General features: G+C 60.0%; 19 protein-coding genes and 1 pseudogene. 10 read left to right on the top strand and 10 right to left on the bottom strand.

What is annotated here, in order from left to right; all coding sequences use genetic code 11:
• The first annotated feature begins 498 nt into the window (after positions 1-498).
• Positions 499-3,276 carry a flavocytochrome c gene (locus BS626_RS03855; protein WP_075181054.1) on the top strand — a complete coding sequence of 926 codons (2,778 nt, stop codon included), beginning with the start codon at positions 499-501 and terminating at the stop codon, positions 3,274-3,276.
• A gap of 114 nt (positions 3,277-3,390) precedes the next feature.
• Complete coding sequence (locus tag BS626_RS03860) at positions 3,391-4,359, top strand: FAD:protein FMN transferase (RefSeq protein ID WP_075181055.1); 969 nt, start codon at positions 3,391-3,393, stop codon at positions 4,357-4,359.
• Here the strand turns inward: BS626_RS03860 and dcuR are convergent.
• The 4 genes and pseudogenes from dcuR to ychF form a co-directional block, all read right to left on the bottom strand.
• Entirely contained in the window at positions 4,353-5,072 is a 720-nt protein-coding gene (gene dcuR / locus BS626_RS03865; RefSeq protein ID WP_075181056.1) for a two-component system response regulator DcuR, read from the bottom strand. The two genes, BS626_RS03860 and dcuR, sit on opposite strands and share 7 nt — an antisense overlap.
• Positions 5,069-6,700 carry a sensor histidine kinase gene (locus BS626_RS03870; protein ID WP_075181057.1) on the bottom strand — a complete coding sequence of 544 codons (1,632 nt, stop codon included), beginning with the start codon at positions 6,698-6,700 and terminating at the stop codon, positions 5,069-5,071. The genes dcuR and BS626_RS03870 overlap by 4 nt, the downstream gene beginning before the upstream one ends.
• Before the next feature lie 425 nt (positions 6,701-7,125).
• Positions 7,126-8,285, bottom strand: a pseudogene (locus BS626_RS18080) (IS3 family transposase).
• 256 nt (positions 8,286-8,541) lie between these two features.
• Entirely contained in the window at positions 8,542-9,633 is a 1,092-nt protein-coding gene (ychF, locus tag BS626_RS03890; RefSeq protein ID WP_075181060.1) for a redox-regulated ATPase YchF, read from the bottom strand.
• A 338-nt stretch (positions 9,634-9,971) separates the two neighbouring features.
• On the opposite strand from ychF, the gene BS626_RS03895 reads away from it, so the two are divergent.
• On the top strand, positions 9,972-11,450 hold the full coding sequence (locus tag BS626_RS03895) for a SulP family inorganic anion transporter (protein WP_075181061.1): 1,479 nt from the start codon (positions 9,972-9,974) through the stop codon (positions 11,448-11,450).
• 45 nt (positions 11,451-11,495) lie between these two features.
• On the opposite strand, the gene pth is transcribed toward BS626_RS03895, so the two are convergent.
• The gene (pth, locus tag BS626_RS03900; RefSeq protein ID WP_075181062.1) at positions 11,496-12,083 is read right to left on the bottom strand and encodes an aminoacyl-tRNA hydrolase; all 588 of its coding nucleotides are present in this window, start codon (positions 12,081-12,083) and stop codon (positions 11,496-11,498) included.
• 199 nt (positions 12,084-12,282) lie between these two features.
• On the opposite strand from pth, the gene BS626_RS03905 reads away from it, so the two are divergent.
• Positions 12,283-13,293 carry a LacI family DNA-binding transcriptional regulator gene (locus BS626_RS03905; protein ID WP_075181063.1) on the top strand — a complete coding sequence of 337 codons (1,011 nt, stop codon included), beginning with the start codon at positions 12,283-12,285 and terminating at the stop codon, positions 13,291-13,293.
• Here BS626_RS03905 and BS626_RS03910 read toward each other — a convergent pair.
• Together BS626_RS03910 and BS626_RS03915 are read right to left on the bottom strand one after the other, a co-directional pair.
• Entirely contained in the window at positions 13,267-14,748 is a 1,482-nt protein-coding gene (locus BS626_RS03910) for a glycoside hydrolase family 32 protein (RefSeq protein ID WP_075181064.1), read from the bottom strand. The two genes, BS626_RS03905 and BS626_RS03910, sit on opposite strands and share 27 nt — an antisense overlap.
• A 15-nt stretch (positions 14,749-14,763) precedes the next feature.
• A complete protein-coding gene (locus BS626_RS03915; RefSeq protein WP_075181065.1) occupies positions 14,764-16,008 on the bottom strand; it encodes an MFS transporter in 1,245 nt (414 codons plus the stop codon).
• A 494-nt stretch (positions 16,009-16,502) separates the two neighbouring features.
• Here BS626_RS03915 and ychH point away from each other — a divergent pair, with 494 nt between their 5' ends.
• On the top strand, positions 16,503-16,808 hold the full coding sequence (ychH, locus tag BS626_RS03920; RefSeq protein WP_075181066.1) for a stress-induced protein YchH: 306 nt from the start codon (positions 16,503-16,505) through the stop codon (positions 16,806-16,808).
• Between the two features lie 67 nt (positions 16,809-16,875).
• On the opposite strand, the gene prs is transcribed toward ychH, so the two are convergent.
• The 3 genes from prs to lolB form a co-directional block, all read right to left on the bottom strand.
• Positions 16,876-17,823, bottom strand: a complete 948-nt coding sequence (gene prs, locus BS626_RS03925) for a ribose-phosphate diphosphokinase (protein WP_139308752.1) — start codon at positions 17,821-17,823, stop codon at positions 16,876-16,878.
• Between the two features lie 128 nt (positions 17,824-17,951).
• A complete protein-coding gene (ispE, locus tag BS626_RS03935; RefSeq protein ID WP_075181068.1) occupies positions 17,952-18,824 on the bottom strand; it encodes a 4-(cytidine 5'-diphospho)-2-C-methyl-D-erythritol kinase in 873 nt (290 codons plus the stop codon).
• Entirely contained in the window at positions 18,821-19,459 is a 639-nt protein-coding gene (lolB, locus tag BS626_RS03940) for a lipoprotein insertase outer membrane protein LolB (RefSeq protein WP_240494252.1), read from the bottom strand. The genes ispE and lolB overlap by 4 nt, the downstream gene beginning before the upstream one ends.
• A gap of 205 nt (positions 19,460-19,664) precedes the next feature.
• Between lolB and hemA the strand changes: the two genes are divergently transcribed.
• Genes hemA through sirB1 form a run of 5 tightly spaced genes read left to right on the top strand, consistent with a single transcriptional unit; the run spans position 19,665 to position 24,116 of the window.
• The gene (gene hemA, locus BS626_RS03945) at positions 19,665-20,921 is read left to right on the top strand and encodes a glutamyl-tRNA reductase (protein ID WP_075181069.1); all 1,257 of its coding nucleotides are present in this window, start codon (positions 19,665-19,667) and stop codon (positions 20,919-20,921) included.
• 56 nt (positions 20,922-20,977) lie between these two features.
• Positions 20,978-22,060, top strand: coding sequence for a peptide chain release factor 1 (gene prfA, locus BS626_RS03950; RefSeq protein ID WP_075181070.1), 1,083 nt, complete (start codon positions 20,978-20,980; stop codon positions 22,058-22,060).
• 2 nt (positions 22,061-22,062) lie between these two features.
• Entirely contained in the window at positions 22,063-22,899 is an 837-nt protein-coding gene (gene prmC / locus BS626_RS03955) for a peptide chain release factor N(5)-glutamine methyltransferase (RefSeq protein WP_075181071.1), read from the top strand.
• Between the two features lie 15 nt (positions 22,900-22,914).
• Positions 22,915-23,310: a SirB2 family protein gene (locus BS626_RS03960; RefSeq protein WP_075181072.1), complete on the top strand. Its 396-nt coding sequence runs from the start codon at positions 22,915-22,917 to the stop codon at positions 23,308-23,310.
• Positions 23,307-24,116, top strand: a complete 810-nt coding sequence (gene sirB1, locus BS626_RS03965; protein ID WP_075181073.1) for an invasion regulator SirB1 — start codon at positions 23,307-23,309, stop codon at positions 24,114-24,116. The genes BS626_RS03960 and sirB1 overlap by 4 nt, the downstream gene beginning before the upstream one ends.
• The last annotated feature ends 30 nt before the right edge of the window (positions 24,117-24,146 follow it).

Raw genomic sequence — 24,146 nt, forward strand, 5'->3', positions numbered from 1 at the left:
GAGCCCGGCGAAAAGAAAAATATAAATGCACCACTTTGCTGAATATTTTATAAATGAAACGAACAAGAAGCGATGTATAGAATGCGCGTTATTGATCTGGATCAATTTTCAATAAGGCTATTTTAACGCATTCCTTGTAATGCCGGGTTTTCGTCTCCTTTGTGGCACGGGTCTGTTTTTGTTTTGCTCGGAATACACTCTGGTTGAAAATCAGTATTTGTCCAGTAATATTAATTAACTCATTGATTATACGTGAGTTAAAAAAATGTGTTAACGGCAAGTTGCTTTTTATAACCTGTCGATTACAATTAGGTGTTGTAGTAATGAAGCGAAAACAGATTAACGATTATTTACTAAATTAAAAGTTAAAAAACTAAAGTTATCGCTTATATGTGCCGCATAATTGTTATATTATCTTCATCAGATCAGACCACTTAAAATAAATAATCAAGCGTCTTTACCCTCTTCTTCTTTGTTTTTAATTTGGAGTTGATGACCATGAACACACTGACCCCGATTCTCAACCCGCTCACCCTGCCGCGCGGCGCCGTCCTCAAAAATCGACTGGTGATGGCACCGATGACCACCTGTACGGGTTTTTACGACGGTACGGTCACCCGCGAGCTGGTCGATTACTATCGCGTGCGCGCCGGCACCCTGGGGGCGGTGATCGTCGAGTGCTGCTTTATTGATAATCTGGGCCCGGCGTTTCCCGGTGCGATTGCCATTGACAGCGACAACAAAATTCCCGGTCTGGCGCGCATTGCCGAGGCGATCAAATCGCGCGGATCCAAAGCCATACTGCAAATTTATCACGGTGGCCGCATGGTGGAGCCGGAGCTGATCGGGGGACGCACCCCGGTGGCCCCGAGCGCGATTGCCGCACCCCGCGAAGGGGCCACCACGCCGCGCGCGCTGACCGGTGACGAAGTGGACATGATGATCACTAAATTTGGCGATGCGGTGAACCGGGCAATCAAAGCCGGCTTCGACGGCGTCGAGATCCACGGTGCCAATACCTATCTGATCCAGCAGTTTTATTCACCGCACTCCAACCGCCGCGAAGACCAGTGGGGCGGCAGCCGTGAAAATCGCGCGCGCTTTCCGCTGGCGGTGCTGGAGATAACCCATAAGATGGCCGCGCGCTTTGCCAGCGCCGATTTTATCATCGGTTATCGCTTTTCACCCGAGGAGCTGGAAGTTCCCGGCATCCGTTTTGACGACACGCTGTACCTGCTGGAGAAACTGGCGGAACGCGGCCTTGACTACGTGCATTTCTCGGTCGGCCAGCTGCTACGCTCGTCGATTGTGGAGCATCAAGATCCCACGCCGCTGATTGAGAAGTACCTGGCGCAGCGCTCCCCGACGCTGGCGAAAGTGCCGACGATCGGCGTAGGCGGGGTGGTGAATAAAAGCGATGCCGAGCTGGGACTGGCTCACGGCTACGATCTGGTGGCGATAGGCAAGGCCTGCATTGCCTATCCCGACTGGGCCGACCGCATCATCAACAATCAGACTCTGGAGCTGTTTATCGACAGCACGCAGCGCGAGGCGCTGACCATTCCGGAGCCGCTGTGGCGCTTCTCGCTGGTGGATGCGATGATCCGCGACACCAGCACCAGCGGGCGTAAATACAAGCCGGGCGTATTCCAGGAGAAAGTGGAAGCCGAGGCGCTGAAGCTGAAAATCAATGTCACCCTGGATACCGATCGCATTACCGACATCGCGCTGGAGCAGGATGACTCACTGGATGTGGATTTCACGACCACCTTTGATACCCTGCGCAACCGCATGCTGGTGGCTAACAGTCCGTATGTGGATGCCATTACCGGCGCCACGACCCAGAGTGAGGCGCTGAAAAAAGCCGTGTCGCGCGCGCTGGCTACCTCCAGCAAGGCGCAGGTGATTGAAGAGGGCGGCAACCCGGAGGCTCCGCAGCAGTATGATGTGGTGGTGATCGGCAGCGGCGGCGCCGGCCTGGCGGCAGCCATTGAGGCCTGCGACGACGGGGCGCGGGTGGTGATAGTCGAAAAAATGGCGACCATCGGTGGTAACACCATCAAGGCATCGGTCGGGATGAACGCCGCGGAAACGCGTTTCCAGAAGCTGAAGGGGATCCACGATAGCAAAACGGCCTTCTACGATGAAACGTTGAAGGGCGGCAAATTCAAAAACAACCCGGTTTTACTGAAAGAGTTCGTTGAACTGGCGCCGGCGGCGATTGACTGGCTGGCCGATCACCACATCGTGCTGGATGACATCACCATTACCGGCGGGATGGGTACCGATCGCACCCACCGTCCCGCAGACCGATCGGCGGTGGGGGGGTTCCTGATCAGCGGGCTGGTCAAAAATCTGAACAATCGCAATATTGACGTGATGCTGGATACTTCCGTGGCCGAGATCCTCAGTGAAAACGGGGCGGTCTGCGGCGTGAAGGTGGTGAATGAGTACAATGACAGCCGTATTCTGTTGGCAAAAAGCGTGATTGTCGCGACCGGCGGCTTCAGCGCCAACCGGGAGATGGTGGTGAAATATCGCCCCGAGCTGGACGGTTTTGTCACCACTAACCATAAAGGGGCAACCGGCAGCGGCATTGGCCTGCTGCAGCGCCTGGGCGCCGGCACGGTTGATATGCAGGAGATCCAGATCCATCCGACGGTCGAGCAGACCACTTCGTATCTGATTTCCGAATCGATTCGCGGCGGTGGGGCTATTCTGGTCAGTCAGGCGGGGCAGCGCTTCTTTAATGAAATGGAAACCCGCGACAAAGTCTCCGCGCAGATCATTGCCCTGCCGGAAAAAAGTGCCTGGATCATCTTTGACGATCAGGTCCGGCGCAACAACAAAGCCGCCGATGAGTACATTGCGAAAGGATTTGTTGAGCAGGCGGATACGCCGGAGGCGCTGGCGGTGAAGCTGAACATGGATCAGAATGCCCTGTTGGCTACCCTCGCGCGCTACAATCAGTTTGTGGCTCAGCAGCACGATGACGACTTTGGTCGTCAGACCGCCCTGCGTCATCCGCTGAATGAAGGACCGTTCTACGCGATCCGCATCGCCCCGGGCGTTCACCACACCATGGGAGGGGTGACCATCAATCCGGATACCGCCGTACTGAATGCGGACGGTGAGGTGATTCCCGGTGCCTGGGCGGCCGGTGAAGTGACCGGCGGGATCCACGGCGCTAACCGCATCGGCGGCAACGCCATTGCCGATATCATCATCTTCGGTATTCTGGCCGGACGCCACGCGGCGGCTTATGCCCGGCGATAATCCCATCCGCTCCCGCTGCCCGGGGCTGCGCCACCCAGGCCGGACGCCCCACGGCGGGTACCCATTCCGTTCGCCCCCGCTGCCCGGCGGGGGCAACGCTAAGCGGAGTTGCTTATGCACGCTGAACCCCGTATCTGGAGCTATGCGGCGACCCTGCTGGGATCGCCAATCCTGCTGAAGCTGTTTCACGACGACCCGGCGGTGGCTCGCCGTACCTTCCGGCTGATTAAACAGCTGGAGAATCTGCTCACCGTCAATCGCACGCCGTCGCAGGTGATGGACATCAACCTCGCTGCGGGTCGCCATCCGGTCACGGTCAGTGCGCCGGTATTTGCGCTGATTGCCCGCGCGCAGGCCGCCAGCCTCCGCCCGGACAGCCTGTTTAATTTCGCCATCGGCCCGCTGGTTAAGCGCTGGAAAATCGGTTTTCGCGGCGATAGCGTACCGCCGGCGGCGGAGATTGCCGCGCTGCTGCCGTTGACCGATCCGCAGCGGGTCGTGCTGGACGCGGCGTCGCACACGGTGTGGCTGCCGCAGGCGGGGATGGCGCTCGACCTCGGCGCGATTGCCAAAGGCTATATTGCCGATCGGGTACGGGACGATCTGCGTCAGCAGCAGGTGGATCGCGCGCTGATAAACCTCGGCGGTAACGTGCATACGCTAGGCGCGGGCAGTGACGCGGGCTGGAGTATAGGTTTAAAAACGCCGTTCGCCGGCCCGGAGACGCTGATTGGCGCCCTGCAGGTGCGCGACCGTTCGGTGGTCACCTCGGGGATTTACGAACGCTGGTTTGAGCAGGATGGCCGTCTGTGGCATCACATTCTGGATCCTAAAACCGGCTACCCGCTGGATAATGAACTGCTCAGCGTGACGGTGATTTCCGCAGACTCCATCGACGGTGATATCTGGACCACCCTGCTGTACGGCATGGGGGTGGAGAGGGGGCTGGCGGCGCTGGCGCAGGAGCCGGCCCTCGAAGCGATCTTTGTCACCCGCGATCGGCGGGTGATTCCGTCATCGCAGCGCCACTATACGTTTACTTTACTCGATGACAGCTGGCAGTGGCTCCCGGTCGGTTACTGACAATAGTGACGCAGCAGATCGCGGTACTCGGGCTGCAGGCGATAGCGGTACACCGGCCGACCGGTTGCACCGTAATGGATACTGGTGAACAGAATATGTGAGTCCGCCAGCCAGATCAGATATTTGCGACAGGATACGCGGGAAATGTTGACCGCCGCTGCCAGCTCATCGGTGGAAAACTCCTCCGCCGGATGGGCCTCAATCCACTGGCACAGCGTGCGCAGCGTCTGCGGCGTCAGCCCTTTGGGCAGGCGCTGCGTCTCGCTCTGCGCGGGCAGGCTGCCGTGCAGCAGCTTATCCAGCTCCGACTGCTCGTAGTAGGGCAGCTTGTCCATGGCGTTTTTTTTCTGCTGCCAACCGCGCAGCGCCTCTTCAAAGCGGGCAAACTGAAACGGTTTGATCAGGTAGTCGACCACGCCGTAGTGCAGCGACGTTTTGATGGTCGCGGCGTCCGCGGCGGAGGAGATGACGATCACGTCACTTTCCCGACCGGACTGGCGCAGCAGCGGCAGCAGATCCAGCCCGTTATCCTGCTGCAGATAGATGTCCAGCAGAATCAAATCGATCGCCAGCGCGCGATTCTGGATAAACTCCTGTGCCTGCTGCAGCGTGGATGCGCTACCGCAGCAGGTAAAGCCGGGGAGCTGGCCGATATAGCAGCGGTTCAGCTCGGCGACCATGGCATCATCATCAACCACTAACACGTTCATCATGCGTGTACGTTACCTCCATCCCAGGGCAGTTGAACAAAAAACTGGGTATAGACCCCAGGCTCGGACTCTACAATAATTTTTCCGCCAAGGCTCTCGATTTGCTGCCGCGCCAAAAACAGGCCGACGCCGCGCTGTTCGCCCTTAGTCGACCACCCCTTGTCAAAAATGTGCGCCAGACGCCCGGCGGGAATACCCGGTCCGTCATCACCGACCTCGCAGGCCAGCCATCCCTGCTGATAGTGCAGCAGCAAATGGATTTCGCCATCCGGCTGATCGGCCAGCGCGTCCAGGGCGTTCTCAATCAGGTTACCCAGCACGGTAATCAGCGTCGCTACCTGCTGCTCGTTACCGCTGTCCGGTAAAAAGCTGGCGTCGTCGATGATCAGCTGGTGGCCGCCGTCGGAGGCGCGGTTAATTTTACTCAGCAGAAAACCGGCGATCACCGGCGACTTGATCTGCCGCAGCAGCGACCCGATCTCTGCCTGATAGGTATTGGCCGTTTTCAGAATATAGGCCTCCAGCTGCGCATAGCTTTTCATGTGCAGCAGCCCGAGAATCACGTGCAGCTTATTCATAAACTCATGCGAACGCTCGCGCAGCGCGTCGGCGTAGTTGACCATTCCGGTTAGCCGCTGCATCAGCTGGGTCACCTCGGTTTTGTCGCGGAACGTGCAGATAGCGCCGAGCAGCGCGCCCTGGCTGCGAACCGGGACGGTATTGCTGATCAACAGCCGGCCGTTAACGGTAAACTCCTCATCGCGGCGCGGCTGGCCGTTCTGCAGCACATCGCGCAGGTTGCGCAGCAGCGGATGTTGTTCATCCAGCACCGTATGATGCTGCTTTTCGCTGGCGTCGGCGTGGCGACACAGCTGGCGTGCCTGCTCGTTAATCAGCGTCACCTCGCCGCGGGCGTCCAGCGCGATAATGCCCTCTTTGATCGCCTGCAGCATCGCCTGGCGCTGCTCAAACAGCGCGGAAATTTCATACGGCTCGAGACCAAACAGGATCCGCTTCAGTACCCGCACCAGAAACACGGTGCCCAGCGTGCCGACCAGGGTACCAAACAGCACCGTCCAGACGATGCCCCAGCGGCTTTTATTCACCTGCTGCGCCAGGTCGCTGAGGGCGATACCAATTGCCACCACGCCGATCTGCCGGTGCTGCGCGTCATACACCGGTGCGAAAACCCGCAGCGCACGCGCCAGCACCCCGCGGTTCACCGCGATATTCTCACGGCCCGCCAGCGCCGGGTTAAGATCTTCACCAATAAAGTGCTGGCCGATCGCTTCGCGGCGGGGGTGGGAGTAGCGAATGCCGTCCATATTGGTCACTACCACAAACAGCAGATCATTGCGCACCATGACCTGGCGGGCGAGGGCCTGGATAGCGCCGTCGGTCGGCGGCTGCGTCAGCCCGTCGCGCACCACCGGTGAGTCGGCCAGCGTGCGCGCGACAGCCAGCGCTTTATCCTGGACGCGCTGGCGAGTCATCTCACTGATTTGAAAAAGATAAAAAAGATGCACCACCAGCAGAACGCTGGCCAGTACCGCGCCGATCATCAGGGTGACCGTCGTACTCAGCTTCAGCGGACGCGCGCGCCGCGTGGAAGGGGGAACCGTATTATTCATCACTGTGAGTCCGACAGCCGGGCAGGCGATTATTATCGGCGATTTGCGCCCGATGTAAATGCGCAGGGGGATCAATCTGCTCCTCCGAAGCCCTCTGGCCGCGGCAGTGTCTCGATCCCCGCGCGCTGAACTGAACGCAGGATGCGCCTGAACCGCGTCTTACCGCCCTGAGATAAGAGCCGGTCGCTGCCGGCTGCACCGGTCTGCCCGGCCGCGAAAAACCAGACCGATATTGCCCCGCCTTTCCACCGGAAATGACCGCGTGGATAAGCGCTGGCGGGATCGCAATAGCCGCTATCCGCGTCCTGATGATCGTTCTGCGGGGATCGCCCCGGACGGCGTCTCTTCAGTGATGCGCTGCGCTGCCGCGACTGGCGAGCGATGGAGCCCGCCGTGACGCTACGGGATGCGTGGAAGTGAAGTGGTCAACAAAAACCGGCCACTGCGTGAGCGTTTTTCCAGTATCGGTTTTCCGATTCGTTTGGTGGTAACCCACCATTATATTCTTGCGCTCTTAGTGCACTGTGATATCCAACGATATCGTCCGTTATGGCCTGAGCTGCATCGCTGAAGCTTACGTAACCCGTCACCGGCACCCATTTGTTCTTCAGACTCCGGAAGAAGCGTTCGATGGGCTGTTATCCCGGCAGCTTCCGCGCCGGCTCATACTCTGTCGGACCCGGTATCGCCACCGTAACGGCCGGAACTGCCGGCTGGTATAATGACTGCCCTGATCGCTGTGGAACATCACCCCGACGGGTTTACCGCGCGTTTCCCATGCCATTTCCAGCGCTTTCATGGTGAGCCTGCTGTCCGGTGAGAACGACATTGCCCAGCCCACGGGGTTTCTTGCGAACAGGTCGGGAACAGCGGCGAAGTATGCCCAGCGCTTACCTGTCCAGATACGGGTCACATCACCGCACCACACCGGGTTCGGCTCCGTTACGGCGAACTGTTGCTCAAGGTGATTCGGGACAGCAACGTGCTGATGACCGCCACGCCGGTACCGGTGAGTCGGCCGCTGGCAACTGACCAGTCCCAGCTCTTTTATGAGCCTGCCCAAGCCAGCGTCCCATCTGATAGCCTCTCTGAGTTGCCATTGTGGCGATGCTTCTTACTCCGGCCGTGGCTGATGCCATGTAGTTCAAGTGCCTGACTGCGTAATACCGCCCGTCTGCCGTTTGGTTTTTCAGGGCGGTTTTCCAGTATTTGTAGCTGCTGCGAGGAACCCCGTGCATATGGCACAGTGTGACCAGAGGATAACGCGGCCTGAGTTTCCCGATTAACGAGAACTGTTCAGGGAGTCTGACATCAGGAGCGCGGTAGCCTTTTTTAGAATATCGTATTCCATTTCAATACGTTGTAGTTTTTTCTTTAGCTGACGTATTTCGATTTGTTCCGGCGTTATCGGCGAAGCTTTTGGCGTTTTGCCCTGACGCTCATCACGCAGTTATTTGACCCCTTTCGTCATCGTGGAAAGACCACCCTCCATAGCCTGAGCAGCGTCGGAGAGGGTGTAATTTTGGTCGACAATCAGCTGAGCAGATTCGCGTTTGAATTCAGGACTAAAATGTCCTCTTTTCACTGGAGCACCTGTGTTGTTCTGAGGTGAGCATATCACCTCTGATCAGGTGGCCAAATTCAGTAAACCACTTCACTTGTACTCAGCTAAAATGAAGATGGAAACTGATTGTACTCATGTCTGTACTCATTTTTGACTGCGCTGTTATGAGATAAGCTGAGACATGATGAAAAGAAAAATCCACGCAACCGCGTGGATTTAATGGGGATCTCCAGTCTTCATGTGATTGGCTGAGATCCCATGAGACAACAGAAGCGAATTAGACGTTGAACAGGAAGTTCATCACATCGCCGTCTTTAACGATGTACTCTTTGCCTTCCGAGCGCATCTTGCCGGCCTCTTTGGCACCCTGTTCCCCTTTGCAGGCGATAAAGTCATCAAAGGCGATGGTTTGGGCGCGAATAAAGCCTTTTTCGAAGTCGGTGTGGATTTTACCCGCCGCCTGCGGTGCGGTTGCGCCTACCGGTATCGTCCAGGCGCGCACTTCTTTTACGCCAGCGGTGAAGTAAGTTTGCAGATTAAGCAGCGCGTAGCCGGCGCGGATCACCCGGTTCAGGCCCGGTTCGGTCAGGCCCAGCTCTGCCATAAACTCGTCGCGCTCGTCATCTTCCAGCTCGGCAATGTCGGATTCTACTGCCGCACAGACCGGCACTACCACCGATCCTTCTTTTTCAGCGATGGCCCGCACCTGGTCGAGGTACGGATTGTTTTCGAACCCGTCTTCGTTGACGTTGGCAATGTACATGGTCGGCTTCAGGGTCAGGAAGCTCAGGTAGCGGATTGCGGCTTTTTCATCAGCATCCAGCGCCAGTGAGCGCAGCATGCCGGCGTTTTCCAGGTGTGGCAGGCATTTTTCCAGCGCGGCCAGTTCGGCTTTGGCATCTTTGTCGCCGCCTTTGGCTTTTTTCTGCACGCGCTGAATGGCGCGCTCGCAGGTATCGAGATCCGACAGCGCCAGCTCGGTGTTGATCACGTCGATGTCTTCCGCCGGGTTCACTTTGCCGGAGACGTGGATGATGTTGTCATTTTCAAAGCAGCGCACCACGTGGCCGATAGCTTCGGTTTCGCGGATGTTGGTCAGGAACTGGTTGCCTAGGCCTTCGCCTTTCGACGCGCCTTTCACCAGGCCGGCGATGTCAACGAACTCCATGGTCGTGGGGATCACGCGCTGCGGTTTGACGATGGCGGCCAGCTGGTCCAGTCGCAGGTCGGGCATCGGCACCACGCCGGTATTCGGTTCAATGGTGCAGAAGGGGAAGTTGGCCGCTTCAATACCCGCTTTGGTCAGCGCGTTAAACAGGGTGGACTTGCCCACGTTAGGCAGGCCGACGATACCGCATTTAAATCCCATGGTTACATCACCTTAGTAGCTTGATCATCCGGCTGCGCCACCGCGTGCGGATGAGGATACGAAAAAATAATGGCGTATTATACACAACTCTGTTGCCGGCATGGCGGGGAATTCACAGCAGAATGCGCGGACCACGCTTGAGATCTGCCTCACAATTTTCCATACTGTCCGCCCCGACCGTTACCGGAGAACCCTGCAGATGCCTTGTACTCTGCTTACGCCGCCCTGAGTTCCCGCCTGCCGCAACCCACCGCGGTTGCCTGCGTCCGCTGACGCGACCTGATTGTGCCCCGCGTGGCGGCACGACCCATTCTGCTGTCTGAAATACTGGAAAAAACATGTTTAACCTGACTCATCTCAGGCTCCGCGACGTCAAAAATGACGTGCTCGCCGGCGCCGTGGTGTCCGTTGCGCTGATCCCGGAAGCGACGGCCTTCTCCCTGCTGGCCGGACTGTCACCGATTATCGGTCTGCATACGGCGTTTATCCTTGGCATGATAACCGCGCTGATTGGCGGTAAACCGGGGATGATTTCCGGCGCGGCCGGCTCGATCGTGGTGGTCTTAATCAGCCTGATTACCCAGCACGGCTATGAGTACGTGCTGGTAGCCACCGTGCTGGCCGGAGTGATCCAACTGGCAATTGGCCTGCTGCGGCTGGGGAAATTTATCCGGCTGGTCCCGCAGCCGGCGATTTATGGCTTTGTGAATGGCCTGGCGATCGTCATCATGCTGGCGCAAATTCCGATGATTAAAGGGCAGGGGCCGGTGATGTATGCCCTGGTGGCGCTGGCGATGGCGATTGTCTGGCTGTTTCCACGCATCAGCAAAGTGATCCCCGGCTCGCTGGCGGCGCTGATTATCATCAGCGCACTGGCTATTGGCCTGCACCTCGATACCAAACGGGTGGGTGACCTGGCCGATATTGCCGGTTCGCTGCCGGCCTTTCATCTGCCGGCGGTGCCGCTGAGCTGGGAGACGCTGCGTATCGTGCTGCCCTATTCGGTAATTATCGCGCTGGTTGGCCTGATTGAGTCGCTGTTGACGCTGGCGGTGCTCGATGAAATGGGCAGCGAGAAGGGCAGGGGCAATAAAGAGTGCGTGGCGCAGGGCGTTGGCAACACGCTGTGCGGCTTTTTTGGCAGCTTCGCCGGCTGTGCGATGATTGGGCAGTCGATCATCAATTTTACCTCCGGCGGGCGCGGACGGCTGTCCAACGCCGTGGGCGCGCTGCTGCTGATTTTGTTCGTGATCAGCCTGTCAGACTATATTGCGCTGCTGCCGGTAGCGGCGCTGGCCGGTATTATGTTTGTGGTGTGCATTCGCACCTTTGAGTGGAGCTCGCTGCGCCGCATCCGCCGGATGCCGAAGTCGGATGCGTTTGTGATGGTGGCGGTCACGCTGGTCACCATCTGGACCGATTTGGCGATGGCGGTGATTTTTGGCGTGATCATTTCGGCGCTGGTGTTTGCCTGGCAGCACGCGCAGATAACCGTGATCAATACCCGTGAAGCGCAGGGCGTGAAGACGTACGAGCTGGAAGGGCCGCTGTTCTTTGGCTCCACCGGCGCCTTTAGCGAACGTTTTACGCCGGAGAGCGATCCGCCGCAGGTCGTGATTGATTTTGCCCGCACCCGGGTGATGGACATCAGCGGCGTTGAAGCCATCGATAAGCTCAGCCTGCGCTATCAGGAAGCCGGTAAGTCGCTGCGCCTGCGACACCTCAGTGAGGATTGCATTCGCCTGCTGAAGCAGGCCGGCCCGTTCTGCACCCACGAGCTGGATGCTCCCACCTGGAAGGTGGCCGCGGACGACTAAGCCTGCGCGCCCGCCCTCCCGCCGCGGTGGAAGGGCGGGCGCGGTTCAGGCGGCCTTATACGCGTGCAGGCGGTTCATTGCTTTCAGCTTATCTTCCTGCAGCCACAGCTCGGTACAGCGCGCCGCTTCATCAATGGCCTGGTCAATCAGCGTTTGCTCGCTGGCCGGCGGTTTACCCAGAACAAATCCCACCACTTTGTTCCGATCGCCGGGATGGCCGATACCGATGCGCAGCCGGTGAAAGTTGGGATTGTTGCCCAGCTTGCTGATGATGTCTTTCAGGCCGTTGTGGCCGCCGTGGCCGCCGCCCAGTTTAAACCTGGCAACCCCGGGGGGCAGGTCCAGCTCATCGTGGGCAACCAGAATCTCTTCCGGTGCGATGCGGTAGAAGGTCGCCATGGCGGCCACCGCTTTACCGCTGAGGTTCATAAAGGTGGTGGGCACCAGCAGGCGGACGTCTTCGCCGCCGATGGCCAGCCGCGCGGTATAACCATAAAATTTGCTCTCGTCTTTAAGGCGCTGATTGTGGCGGTCGGCCAGCAGGTCCAGATACCAGGCGCCGGCGTTATGGCGGGTGGCAGCATAGTCGCTGCCCGGGTTGGCCAGGCCAACAATCAGTTTAATACGGCTCACGGGCATATCCTGAAAAGGGGAAGACAGAGCGCTAGTGTACTGTGGCCGGCGGCGCATTACAAAATGCCAGCCGCTTCGCGGCAGACAACCGACGTTGAAACAGCGGGTTAACCCACTGAAATGGCCGATTTGCGCTACCCAGCCGGCGGTCTGGCGGGTAAGATGGCGACTATCTAAGCTTAAGCAGCGTGGGACCCCGATGGCCTCTTTAAAGGACGTGGCAAAACTGGCGGCGGTGTCGCTGATGACCGTATCGCGGGCGATCAATAATCCGGAGCGTCTGCGTCCGGATACCCTCGCGCGGGTGCAGCAGGCTATCGATCAGCTGCACTACGTGCCGGACTTTTCGGCGCGCAAGATTCGCGACCGCCAGTCGGTTCCGCCGGCCATCGGGGTGCTGGCGCTGGATACCGCGACCACCCCGTTCTCGGTTGAGCTGCTGCTGTCGCTGGAGAAGACCGCGCAGCAGCACGGCTGGACAACCTTTGTCATTAACCTGTTTGAACATCAGGATGCCCAGCAGGCCGTGGATAAACTGCTGTCGCTGCGACCGGCGGGCATTGTTTTTACCACCATGGGGCTGCGGCGCATCACGCTGCCGGCGCGGCTGCGGGATAAGCCGCTGGTGCTGGCTAACTGCCTGAGCGACGACGCGCCGGTGGCCAGCTACGTACCGGATGATGTCGATGGCCAGTATCAGGCGACGCGCGCGCTGATTGCCCGCGGCTATCGCCGACCGCTGTGTATTCACCTGCCGGTCTGTACGCTGGCCGGGCGGCGGCGGCGGGCCGGATTTGAGCAGGCGTGGCGCGAAGCCGGACTGCCTCTGCCGGCACAGCAGTATCATCTGGCGTTGGGGGATAATCACTATCTGGATACCGTGAGCCTGCTGGCGGCGCATCTGCCGCAGGGACGACCCGATTTTGATGTGCTGGTGTGCGGTAACGATCGCGTGGCGTTTGTCGCCTATCAGTATTTGCTGGGGCAGGGGATACGTATTCCCGCCGACGTGGCGGTGCTGGGTTATGACAACATGGTGGGGATCGGCGAACTGTTTTATCCGGCGTTAACGACCGTGCAGCTGCCGCACCTGGCCATTGGTCGGGAAGCGGCGCTGCACATTATCGAGCAGCGCCCACACCGGGAGGTATGTGCGCTGCCGAGTCCGCTGTTGGCGCGGGCCTCAGTCGGTGTTAAACACACCGCGTAGCGGCCAGCCCTGCAGTGCGCTAAAGCGGGCATCACCGTCCTCGGCGAACAGGCTTAGCGTCGCGATCGGCGCGCTGGGCCACAGGCGGCTGGTCAGGCAGGCCGTCCCCTCGTTGATAAACACCTCCAGCGAGGATCGGTCAAGGAAGATCTGCAGCCGCAGCGTCTCGTCCGGCGGCAGCGCCACGCTGCGGCAGCCGGTGACGCCGTGGCCGGTACGGCCGCGATCCAGCACCAGGCGTCCGGCCTGGGCGTCAACGTACAGGCGGATTTCCGCGCCGTCCGGCCCCTCACTGGAGAGCACCAGCCCCATGCGCTCGGCGCTGCTGTGCTGGCGATCGATGCTGAAGGTCAGCTCCAGCGGGGCGTGGCCTGCCGGCAGCGGCAGGGTTTGGTTGCGCAGCGAGCTGTCGGGCAGGCTGAAACCCTCGCCGCGCAGTGCGGCCAGTTCAGGCAGCGGCGACATGCGCAGCGCGCCGTCCGCGGCCAGCGTCAGCACCCGCGGCAGGGTCAGGCTGCCGGCCCAGCCGTCGGCTTTGCCCGGCATCGGCGACTCCCACATATCCATCCAGCCGAATACAATCCGCCGACCCTGCGCGTCGATCAGCGTTTGCGGCGCATAGAAGTCGTGCCCCGCATCCAGCTCGCGGAACGGCGCATCAGGGCAAAAATGGCCACCCGGCTGCCAGTGGCCGCTCAGGTAGCCGCTCTGAAAGCGATTGCGAAAACGGTAGCCATCAGCGGCTATGCCTTGCGGAGAGAACAGCAGCACCCAGCGATCGCCCAGCGGGAAGAAGTCCGGGCATTCCCACATATAGCCGTCACCGGCATTGCCCTTCGCCAGGACGCCCTCATAGTGCCAGTCGCGCAGGCTATCGCCGCTGTACAACAGCACCTGCCCGACGTCGTCACCGTCGCGGGCACCGACCACCATCATCCAGCGGTTGCCTTCGCGCCACACTTTCGGATCGCGGAAATGCATGATCCCCGGCGGCGGCGTCAGCACCGCCCCCTGTTTGTCAAAGTGGATCCCGTCGCGGCTGGTGGCAAGGCACTGCACTTCGCGAATAGCGGCATCATTGCCTTCGCCCGCCAGCCAGACGTGGCCGGTATAGATCAGGCTCAGCACGCCGTTATCATCCACTGCGCAGCCGGAAAAGCAGCCGTCGCGATCCGCTTCATCGCCCGGCGCCAGCGCGATCGGCTGATGTTGCCAGCTGACCAGGTCGTCGCTGGTCATGTGTCCCCAGTGCATCGGTCCCCAGTCGGCGCTCAGGGGATGATGCTGATAAAAAACGTGGTAGCGCCCCTGCCAGTAGATAAGCCCGTTCGGATCGTTCATCCAGCCCGCCGGTGGCGCAAGGTGAATTTGCGGGTAAAAGCGCTCGCCGCGGCCGGCCAGCAGGGTGTCACGGGCGGCGTGCGCCGCCGCCAGAGAGGTACGTAAGGTGCTCATGATAAATCTCCTTGATCAGGTCGCCATCGCGCCGCGGGAGGCGGGCGTGACGGGCGGGTGTTCGCCGCGCAGTAAGAAGGCGGAAATGACCACAAACAGCGCCACGATGCTGCCCATCAGCAAATAGGTCGTGGCAAAGCCCAGTCGGTCGTAGCCGATCCCCGCCAGCGGCGAGAACAGGCTGGCGCACAGCTGCGTGGTGAACTGAAATCCGACCAGGTACAGGGTGGCCGAGAGTCGCGGGTCAAAATGGCTGGCGATATATTTGAACAGGGAAATCAGCAGCAGCGGCAGCTCGACTGCGTGCAGCAGTTTCATTGCCGAAATCATCAGCGCGCCGTCCGCCAGACCCGAACCGATAATGCGCAGCGCCATGATCGCGCCGCTGAGCAGCAGGCCCTGCCGCGCGCCGATGCGGTTTACCAGCCAGGGCGCCAGAAACATGCCGCCGGCTTCCAGAAAGACCTGCAGCGAATTGAGGTAGCCGTACATGGCGTTGCCCTGCTGCGGCGTGGCGAACTGGGCGCTAAAGTAGACGGCAAACTGCTGATCGTAAACGTTATAGACGCTGACGCCGAGAACAAACACCACCAGCGCCCAGAAGGGCGGCAGGCGCAGCAGCGCCAGCGTATCCTGCCAGCTCAGCGCCTGCGGGCTGCCAACCGCCAGCGTGCTGATGGCATTGACTTTGACCATTTTCAACTGGCTGAGCAGCAGTAAAAAGATCGCGCCGGAGGCGGAGGCCAGCCAGAAGTTGATCTCCGGATTCAGGGTAATCAGGCGTCCGGCAATAAATGTGGCGCAGGCCCAGCCGAGCGAGCCCCACATCCGCGCTCTACCAAACTCAAACCCGACAATGCGGCTGACGCGCTCCACGTAGGACTCCAGCGCGCCGATGCCGGCGAAGAACGTCGCGCCGATAAACAGGCCACCGACCACCGCGCCGGCCAGCACATTGGCCTTAAGCAGGGGGGCATAGACATAGATAAAAAACGGGCCGGTTAGCAGCAGCAGCCCGCCGAGAAACCACAGCAGCGATTTACGCAACCCAAGCCGATCCTGAAGCACACCGTACAGCGGCTGCGCGCACAGCGCGACCAGCGCAATTGCCGAGAAAATGAGCCCGGTTTCGGTGCCGCGCAGTCCTACCTGCTGATGTAGCCAGATGGCAATCAGCGAAAAGGCGGATGACCAGGTGAAAAAAAAGAAAAACAACAGGCCGCTGAGCAGCAGGTAACTTTTCCGGTGATTCAGGTGCATCGCATGTCCTTAGCAACAGGGGGTATCGGTCGCCGACATTGTTAACGTTAACATTCGCGAAGGGAACGTCCTTCGACCGGAATATGTGATGTTAATCACGCAAGTTAACGTTAACATTGCCGACCTGTGATGTCGATCACGTCCCGTTAGCAGGGCGTGATAACGTGGCCGCGCAGCGGCTGAATAACATTACGCTATCCAGGATAAACCGCCGTTCACCGGCGCGGCGGTGGTATCGCACCACGCGGCCAGCGGCGTTCCGTAACCCTCTGGCGCAGGGCCGCTTTTCGCCGTCTGTCCGCTGCGCCGGCGCGCGGGAGGCCGTTTCGCAACGTGATTATGCAAATTTCAACAAAACAGCAGGTTAGATGTAAATTTATGTCAGATTATTCATGATAAGTGTGATCGTCAGCGCATTGAACGCCAGCGCTTTTTCCTACACTGTGTGCAGCGGCGCACTCTGGCAGCCGCATTCAGCTTACGGGAGGTGACTGATGAAACGCAGACATGCACATGTAACGGGTAACGTATTGATGGTGCTGGGATTGGTCACCATGGTTGCCGGAGTTGGCTATGCCGTACTGAATCAGTTACCGCAGTTAAATCTGCCGTCCGCGCTGACCAATGCGGCGATCATGGCGATTTTCATGGGGGCGTTAATCTGGCTGGTGGGCGCCCGCCTCAGCGGACGGGAAAAAGTCTGCGATCGCTACTACTGGCTGCGCCACTACGGCAGTCCGCGCTGTCGTCACGGCCATGCGCATCACCCCGCGGGTAAGGGCGGCCACGGCGGGCACTGAACCGCGAACGGTAAGCAGAAAAAAGGACGGGCTGGCCCGTCCTTTTGCGTTTTGTGCGGTTAAGGCCTCAGTGCTCAAACATCGCCGAGATAGACTCTTCGTTGCTGATGCGGCGAATCGCCTCGGCGAGCATACCGGAGAGGGTCAGCGTGCGCACATTGGGCAGCGCCTTGATCTCGTCGGCCAGCGGAATCGTGTCGCAGACGACCACTTCGTCGATCACCGAATTACGCAGATTCTCCAGCGCATTACCGGAGAAGATGGGGTGCGTGGCGTAGGCGAATACCCGCTTGGCGCCGCGCTCTTTCAGCGCTTCCGCCGCTTTGCACAGCGTACCGCCGGTATCGATCATATCATCGACCAGCACGCAGTCGCGGCCGGCGACATCACCGATGATGTGCATCACCTGGGAGACGTTGGCGCGCGGACGGCGCTTGTCGATAATTGCCATGTCGGTGTCATTCAGCAGTTTGGCAATCGCGCGCGCGCGCACCACCCCGCCGATATCCGGTGAGACCACAATCGGGTTTTCCAGACCGATCTGCAGCATGTCTTCCAGCAGAATCGGGCTGCCAAATACGTTATCAACCGGGACGTCAAAGAAACCCTGAATCTGCTCGGCGTGCAGATCCACCGTCAATACGCGATCCACGCCGACGCTGGAGAGGAAATCCGCCACAACTTTAGCGGTAATCGGTACGCGGGCGGAGCGCACGCGGCGATCCTGACGAGCGTAGCCGAAGTAGGGAATCACCGCCGTAATGCGGCCAGCGGAAGCGCGACGCAGCGCATCAACCATAACAACCAGCTCCATCAGGTTATCGTTGGTTGGCGCACAGGTGGACTGGATGATGAAAATATCGCCACCGCGTACATTTTCGTTAATTTGTACGCTCACTTCACCATCGCTGAAGCGGCCGACGGCGGCGTCGCCCAGGCTGGTGTAAAGGCGGTTGGCAATACGTTGTGCTAGTTCCGGGGTGGCGTTACCAGCAAAAAGCTTCATATCAGGCACGAGAAGAACCTCAGGCTTGCGTCCAGAGAATGAACGCTGTCACGGTCGGCTACCGGCGTCAGCGGATAACAGCGTTCATACGGGTGTATTAAAGAGTCACGCGCCGCGTCTGGAACAGGGTGACGCGGTCACGCACACTCTGGATGCCCCGACAGGATGCGGTGCAGCGGCGAGACGTTAACGCCCCGGGCCACAAAACCCTGCATCCCCTGCGGGGCTTGCTCCAGCACCTGGCGGGCGGCAGACTCGGTGTGAAATTCAGCAAACACACAAGCGCCTGTCCCGGTCAGGCGTGACGGCGCGTATTCTAGCAGCCAGGAAACAAGTGCATCAACCTCACGAAAACGTTTTCTTACGACTGCCTCACAATCATTGTGGAAAGGCGTTTGCAAAAGCGTCGCTAAATCGCGACGCGGTGTATTCCGGGTCAGCTGCGGATCGTTGAACACCTGCGGAGTACTGATGTGTACGCCGGGATGCAGCACCAAAAACCATCTTTCCGGCGGCGCAGCAGGCCGCAGCTGTTCACCGATCCCTTCCGCAAAGGCGGCGACGCCGCGCACAAACACCGGTACATCGGCCCCCAGCGTCAATCCCCAGGTCGCCAGCTGCGTCAGAGAAAAGCCGGTTTGCCACAGCTGATTGAGCGCCAGCAGCGTGGTGGCGGCATTGGACGAACCGCCGCCCAGTCCACCGCCCATCGGCAGCACCTTCTGTACGGCAATGTCCGCACCGCCGCCGGCGGCCAGCGGCACGCCCGCCTCACGGGCCTGCTGCTGCAGCAAACGCGCGGCGCGGACGATCAGATTATGATCATCGGCAACGCCCGCCACCGGGGTCAGCAGGCGAATAGCGCCGTCGCTGCGCGGGGTGAAACTCAGGCTGTCGCCGTAATCGAGAAACTGAAACAGCGTCTGCAGCTGGTGATAGCCGTCGGCGCGCCGTCCGGTAATGTAGAGAAACAGATTTAGCTTGGCGGGAGCGGGACAGGTTAACGTCATTTCAGGGTCCAGCTGTCCATGCGCAGTTTGATGCGCTGATCGTCCTGCTTCAGCTCCAGGCTGGACGGCAGTGCGGGCTGCTGCTGTGTATCATAGCCGAGGTAGGTGACCTGCCACGTCTGTCCATCCTGGCGGTAGTTAACCTGACGCAGGCGGTACGTATCATCCAGCTGATAGTCCGTTGCGTCGCCGGGCAGGCCAAGCATCCACTGGCGCAGGTTGTTCAGCGGGATCTGCATGCCGGTCAGTTGGGCGATCATTTTTTCCGCATCGTCGCTGACGTAGCGTTTACCTTTGCTGTCGACCAGCTGCACCACCTGGCCCTGCACGTCGAGCTGCAGCTCAGTGTTGCCCAGCGGGTTGGTCAGCAGCAGGCGATAGCGATCCTGCGCGGTTTGCTGCCAGTTGAAGCGAGCATAAACCCTCTGCTTATCGGACAGATAGGCAAAGGCGCCGCGCGTCTGGAACGCATCAATCTTGCTGACCGCCTGCTGATGGGCCTGCCACTGTGGGGCCTGCTGGCTGGGACCGGGGCCCACCGGACGCGGGGTGGTACAGGCGGCGAGCACCAGACTGGCTAACGGCAGCAGGCGGCAGAGCGTGCGCCGGGACGGCGAGGTAAAAGTGATAGTCAAGTCGAAACTCCCTTATAATTAACGGCGTAACCCTGCACGCTAACTGTGCGGCGGACAGGGGTCAATGCGCATCTTCTCTGAATTTGCGCCATAATAACATTAGCCTTATACAGCCATAAGTGCGGTGCTGCTTTAATTGATCTGCTGCATCTTGTAGAATGCGCCGCAAAACCCTGGCAACATTGGGACAACTTGATCAATCACCATGACCCTGCTGGCACTCGGAATTAATCACAAGACGGCACCTGTCGCGTTACGTGAACGCGTCACTTTTTCGCCCGACACTCTCGAGCAGGCGCTCAGCAGTCTGCTTGCGCAGCCGACCGTGCAGAGCGGGGTGGTGCTTTCTACCTGTAACAGGACTGAGCTCTATCTCAGCGTAGAGGCGCAGGACAATATCTACGAGCAGCTGGTCGCCTGGCTGTGCGATTACCACCAACTCAGTCCGGATGACGTGCGCAAAAGCCTCTACTGGCACCGCGACAACGCTGCGGTTAGCCACCTGATGCGCGTGGCCAGCGGCCTTGATTCGCTGGTGCTGGGCGAGCCGCAGATTTTGGGCCAGGTCAAAAAGGCTTTTGCTGATTCCCAGCGCGGTCACGCGCTGACCAGCGATCTGGAGCGGCTGTTTCAGAAATCTTTTTCCGTGGCCAAGCGGGTGCGTACCGAAACCGAAATCGGCGCTAACGCGGTCTCGGTGGCGTTTGCCGCCTGCTCGCTGGCGCGGCAAATCTTTGAATCCCTCTCCACGGTTAATGTTCTGCTGGTTGGCGCTGGTGAGACCATCGAGCTGGTAGCCCGTCATCTGCGTGAGCACCGCGTCCAAAAACTGATGATTGCCAACCGCACCCGCGAACGCGCCCAGCGACTGGCCGAGGAGGTCGGCGCCGAGGTGATCGGCCTGGCCGATATCGATGAGCGCCTCGCCGATGCCAATATCATCATCAGCTCCACCGCCAGCCCGCTGCCCATCATCGGCAAAGGGATGGTTGAGCGGGCGCTGAAGCGCCGCCGCAATCAGCCCATGCTGCTGGTGGATATTGCCGTGCCCCGCGACGTCGAACCTGAAGTCGGCAAGCTGGCTAACGCCTATTTGTACAGCGTGGACGATTTGCAAACTATCATTGAGCAAAATCTCGCCCAGCGTCAGGCCGCGGCGGTGCAGGCCGAATCGATCGTGGTGCAGGAGAGCGGCGAATTTATGGCCTGGCTGCGCGCGCAGGGGGCGGTCGAGACTATTCGCGAATACCGCACTCAGGCGAATGACGTCCGTCAGGAGCTGGAAGCCAGAGCGCTGGCAGCATTGCAAAACGGCGCCGATGCTGAGAGTGTACTCCGCGAACTTTCCCATAAGCTGACCAACCGGTTAATTCACGCGCCGACCCGATCGCTGCAGCAGGCCGCCCGCGACGGCGACGCCGAACGTCTGCAGCTGCTGCGCGCCAGCCTGGGCCTCGAGTAGCCCGGGCTGCATTGCCACGCTGACCACCCCTCTAACTACAAGGTAAACCAAGCCGAATGAAGTCTTCTATTGTTGCCAAACTGGAAGCCTTACAGGATCGCCACGAAGAAGTGGAAGCGATGCTGGGGGATGCCGGCGTGATCGCCGATCAGGAGCGATTCCGCGCGCTGTCGCGCGAGTATGCGCAGTTGACCGACGTCTCCCGCTGTTTTCGCCAGTGGCAGCAGTGCCAGCAGGATATTGAGACCGCCCAGCAGATGATGGACGATGCGGAAATGCGCGAGATGGCGCAGGAGGAGCTGCAGCAGGCGCGGCAGCAGAGCAGCGCGCTGGAGCAGCAGCTACAGCTGCTGCTGCTGCCGACCGATCCCGATGATGAGCGGGGCTGTTTCCTTGAAGTGCGCGCCGGCACCGGCGGTGATGAAGCGGCGATATTCGCCGGCGATCTGTTCCGTATGTACAGCCGCTACGCCGAAGCGCGCCGCTGGCAAATTGAGATAGTCAGCGCCAGCGAGGGCGAGCACGGCGGTTTCAAAGAGGTGATAGCCCGGGTGGTCGGCGAGGGCGCGTTTGGCCGCCTGAAGTTCGAATCCGGTGGTCACCGGGTGCAGCGGGTGCCGGAAACCGAATCGCAGGGGCGGATCCATACCTCCGCCTGTACCGTTGCCGCGCTGCCGGAGCTGCCGGAAGCAGAGCTGCCGGATATCAATCCGGCGGATTTGAAGGTTGACACCTTCCGATCCTCCGGGGCCGGTGGACAGCACGTTAACACCACTGACTCGGCTATCCGTATCACCCACCTGCCGACCGGCATTGTGGTGGAGTGCCAGGATGAGCGTTCGCAGCATAAAAACCGCGCCAAAGCGATGGCGGTGCTCGGTGCGCGCATCCGCGCCGCCGAGGTGGCCAGGCGTCAGCAGGCAGAGGCCTCCACCCGCCGAAATCTGCTTGGCAGCGGCGACCGCTCCGATCGCAACCGGACCTACAACTTCCCGCAGGGAAGGGTGACCGATCACCGCATTAACCTGACCCTCTACCGGCTGGATGAGGTAATGGAGGGCAAGCTCGATCTGCTGATTGAGCCGATCGTTCAGGAGCACCAGGCCGACCAGCTGGCCGCGCTGGCCGGGCAGGAATAAGTATGGAGGTCCGCCACTGGCTGGCGCATGCCGCCCGTCGCCTGAGCGCCAGCGACAGCCCAAAGCGCGATGCCGAAATCCTGCTTGGGTTTGTGCTCGGTAAATCACGCAGCTGGCTGATCGCGTTTGACGATGCCCCGCTGGGCGACGCCGAGCGGGCACAGGCCGATGCGCTGCTGGCGCGCCGGGCGCACGGTGAGCCGGTGGCCCACCTGACCGGCGAGCGGGAATTCTGGTCGCTGCCGCTGAGCGTTTCTGCGGCAACGTTGATTCCCCGACCGGACACCGAAACGCTGGTTGAGGCGGCGCTGGCGCTGCTGCCCGCGGACGCGGCGTCGCTCCTCGATCTCGGCACCGGCAGCGGGGCAATTGCGCTGGCGCTGGCCAGTGAACGGCCGTCGCTGCGCGTGCTGGCGGTCGATCGCGTGCCGGAGGCGGTGGCGCTGGCGCAGCACAACGCTCGCCGGCTGGGCCTCAGTAACGTCACGGTCAGTGAAAGCAACTGGTTTTCCGGCCTGGCGGCGCAGCGTTTTAGCATGATTGTCAGCAACCCCCCCTATATCGATCCGTCAGATCACCACCTGCAGCAGGGCGATGTGCGTTTTGAGCCGCTCAGCGCGCTGGTGGCCGATGAGGCCGGACTGAGCGATCTGCAGCAGATCATCGGCCAGGCGCCGGACTGGCTGGCCCCCGGCGGTTGGCTGCTGCTGGAGCACGGCTGGCAGCAGGGCGAGGCGGTGCGTCAGCGCATGCGGGCGGCGGGGTATCAGCAGGTGCACACCCGCCGTGATTATGGCAACAATGAACGCGTGACCCTCGGTCACGTCGCCCACCTTTAATCTGAGAGTAGAGCGATGGCCTGGTATCCCACAATTAAATGGCTGCATTTCCTGACATTTTTGATTACGCTGAGCCTGTTTCTACTGCGCTTTTACTGGCTGCAGCGCTCACCGGCGCGGCTGCAGCAGCGCTGGGTCAGGATCGTGCCGCACGTTAACGACACGCTGCTGCTGCTGTCCGGCGTGGTATTAATGGTGCTGTCAGGCCGCTACCCGTTTACGCCGGCCGGGGCTGCGCTGACGGAAAAACTGCTGGGGGTTATTCTGTACATTGGGCTCGGCGCTGTGGTATTAAGTCGTCGCCCACGCGCGATGAAAACGCGCTGGACAGGCTTTATTATGGCGCTCGTGACGCTGGGGCTGATTTTCTGGCTGGGCTTCACGGGGATGCCACTACTGGGGATAGTATGACCGCGATTGCAGAATTGGATTTTGAACACCTGTCGCTGTGTGATGCGGTAATTGAGGCCATGAAGGCCGTGCGGGCGGATCTGCCTGCGGCGGAGATTCAGCGTCAGCTGGCAAGCCTGGTGGCTGAGGCGCGGCAGACGATTGATTCCACGCAGGATAAAGATCAGCAGCTGGAGCAGCTGCTGACCCTGTTTTATACGCAGTGGGGCTTTGGGGGATCATCGGGGGTGTATCGCCTTTCCGATGCGCTGTGGCTGGATAATGTGCTCCAGAGCCGCCAGGGCACCGCGGTGTCGCTGGGGACGCTGTTTTTGCACATCGCCCGCGCGCTGACTATTCCGGTGGAGCCGGTGATTTTCCCCACCCAGCTGATTCTGCGCGCCGACTGGGTTGATGGCGAAATGTGGCTGATCAATCCGTTTAATGGCGATACGCTGGATGAGCACACGCTGGAAGCCTGGCTGAAAGGCAACGTTGGCCTGCTGTCGGAGCTGTACGCGGAAGATCTCGATCCCGCGTCGTCGGAGGTCGTGATGCGTAAAATGCTGGATACGCTGAAAGCCGCGCTGATGGAAGAGAAACAGATGGAGCGCGCGCTGGCGGTCAGTGAAATTCTGCTGCAGTTTGACCCGGAAGATCCGTATGAGATCCGCGATCGCGGACTGATCTACGCCCAGCTGGATTGCGAACACGTGGCGCTAAACGACCTCAACTATTTTATTGAGCAGTGCCCTGAAGATCCGATCAGCGAGATGATCAAGCTTCAGATTCACTCGATTGAAGACAAGCAGATTACCTTGCACTAATCTGCCCTGGCCCGACTATTAAAGGCGAAA

The sequence above is a fragment of the Pantoea sp. 1.19 genome (genome assembly GCF_001922585.1).
Lineage (GTDB): Bacteria > Pseudomonadota > Gammaproteobacteria > Enterobacterales > Enterobacteriaceae > 1-19.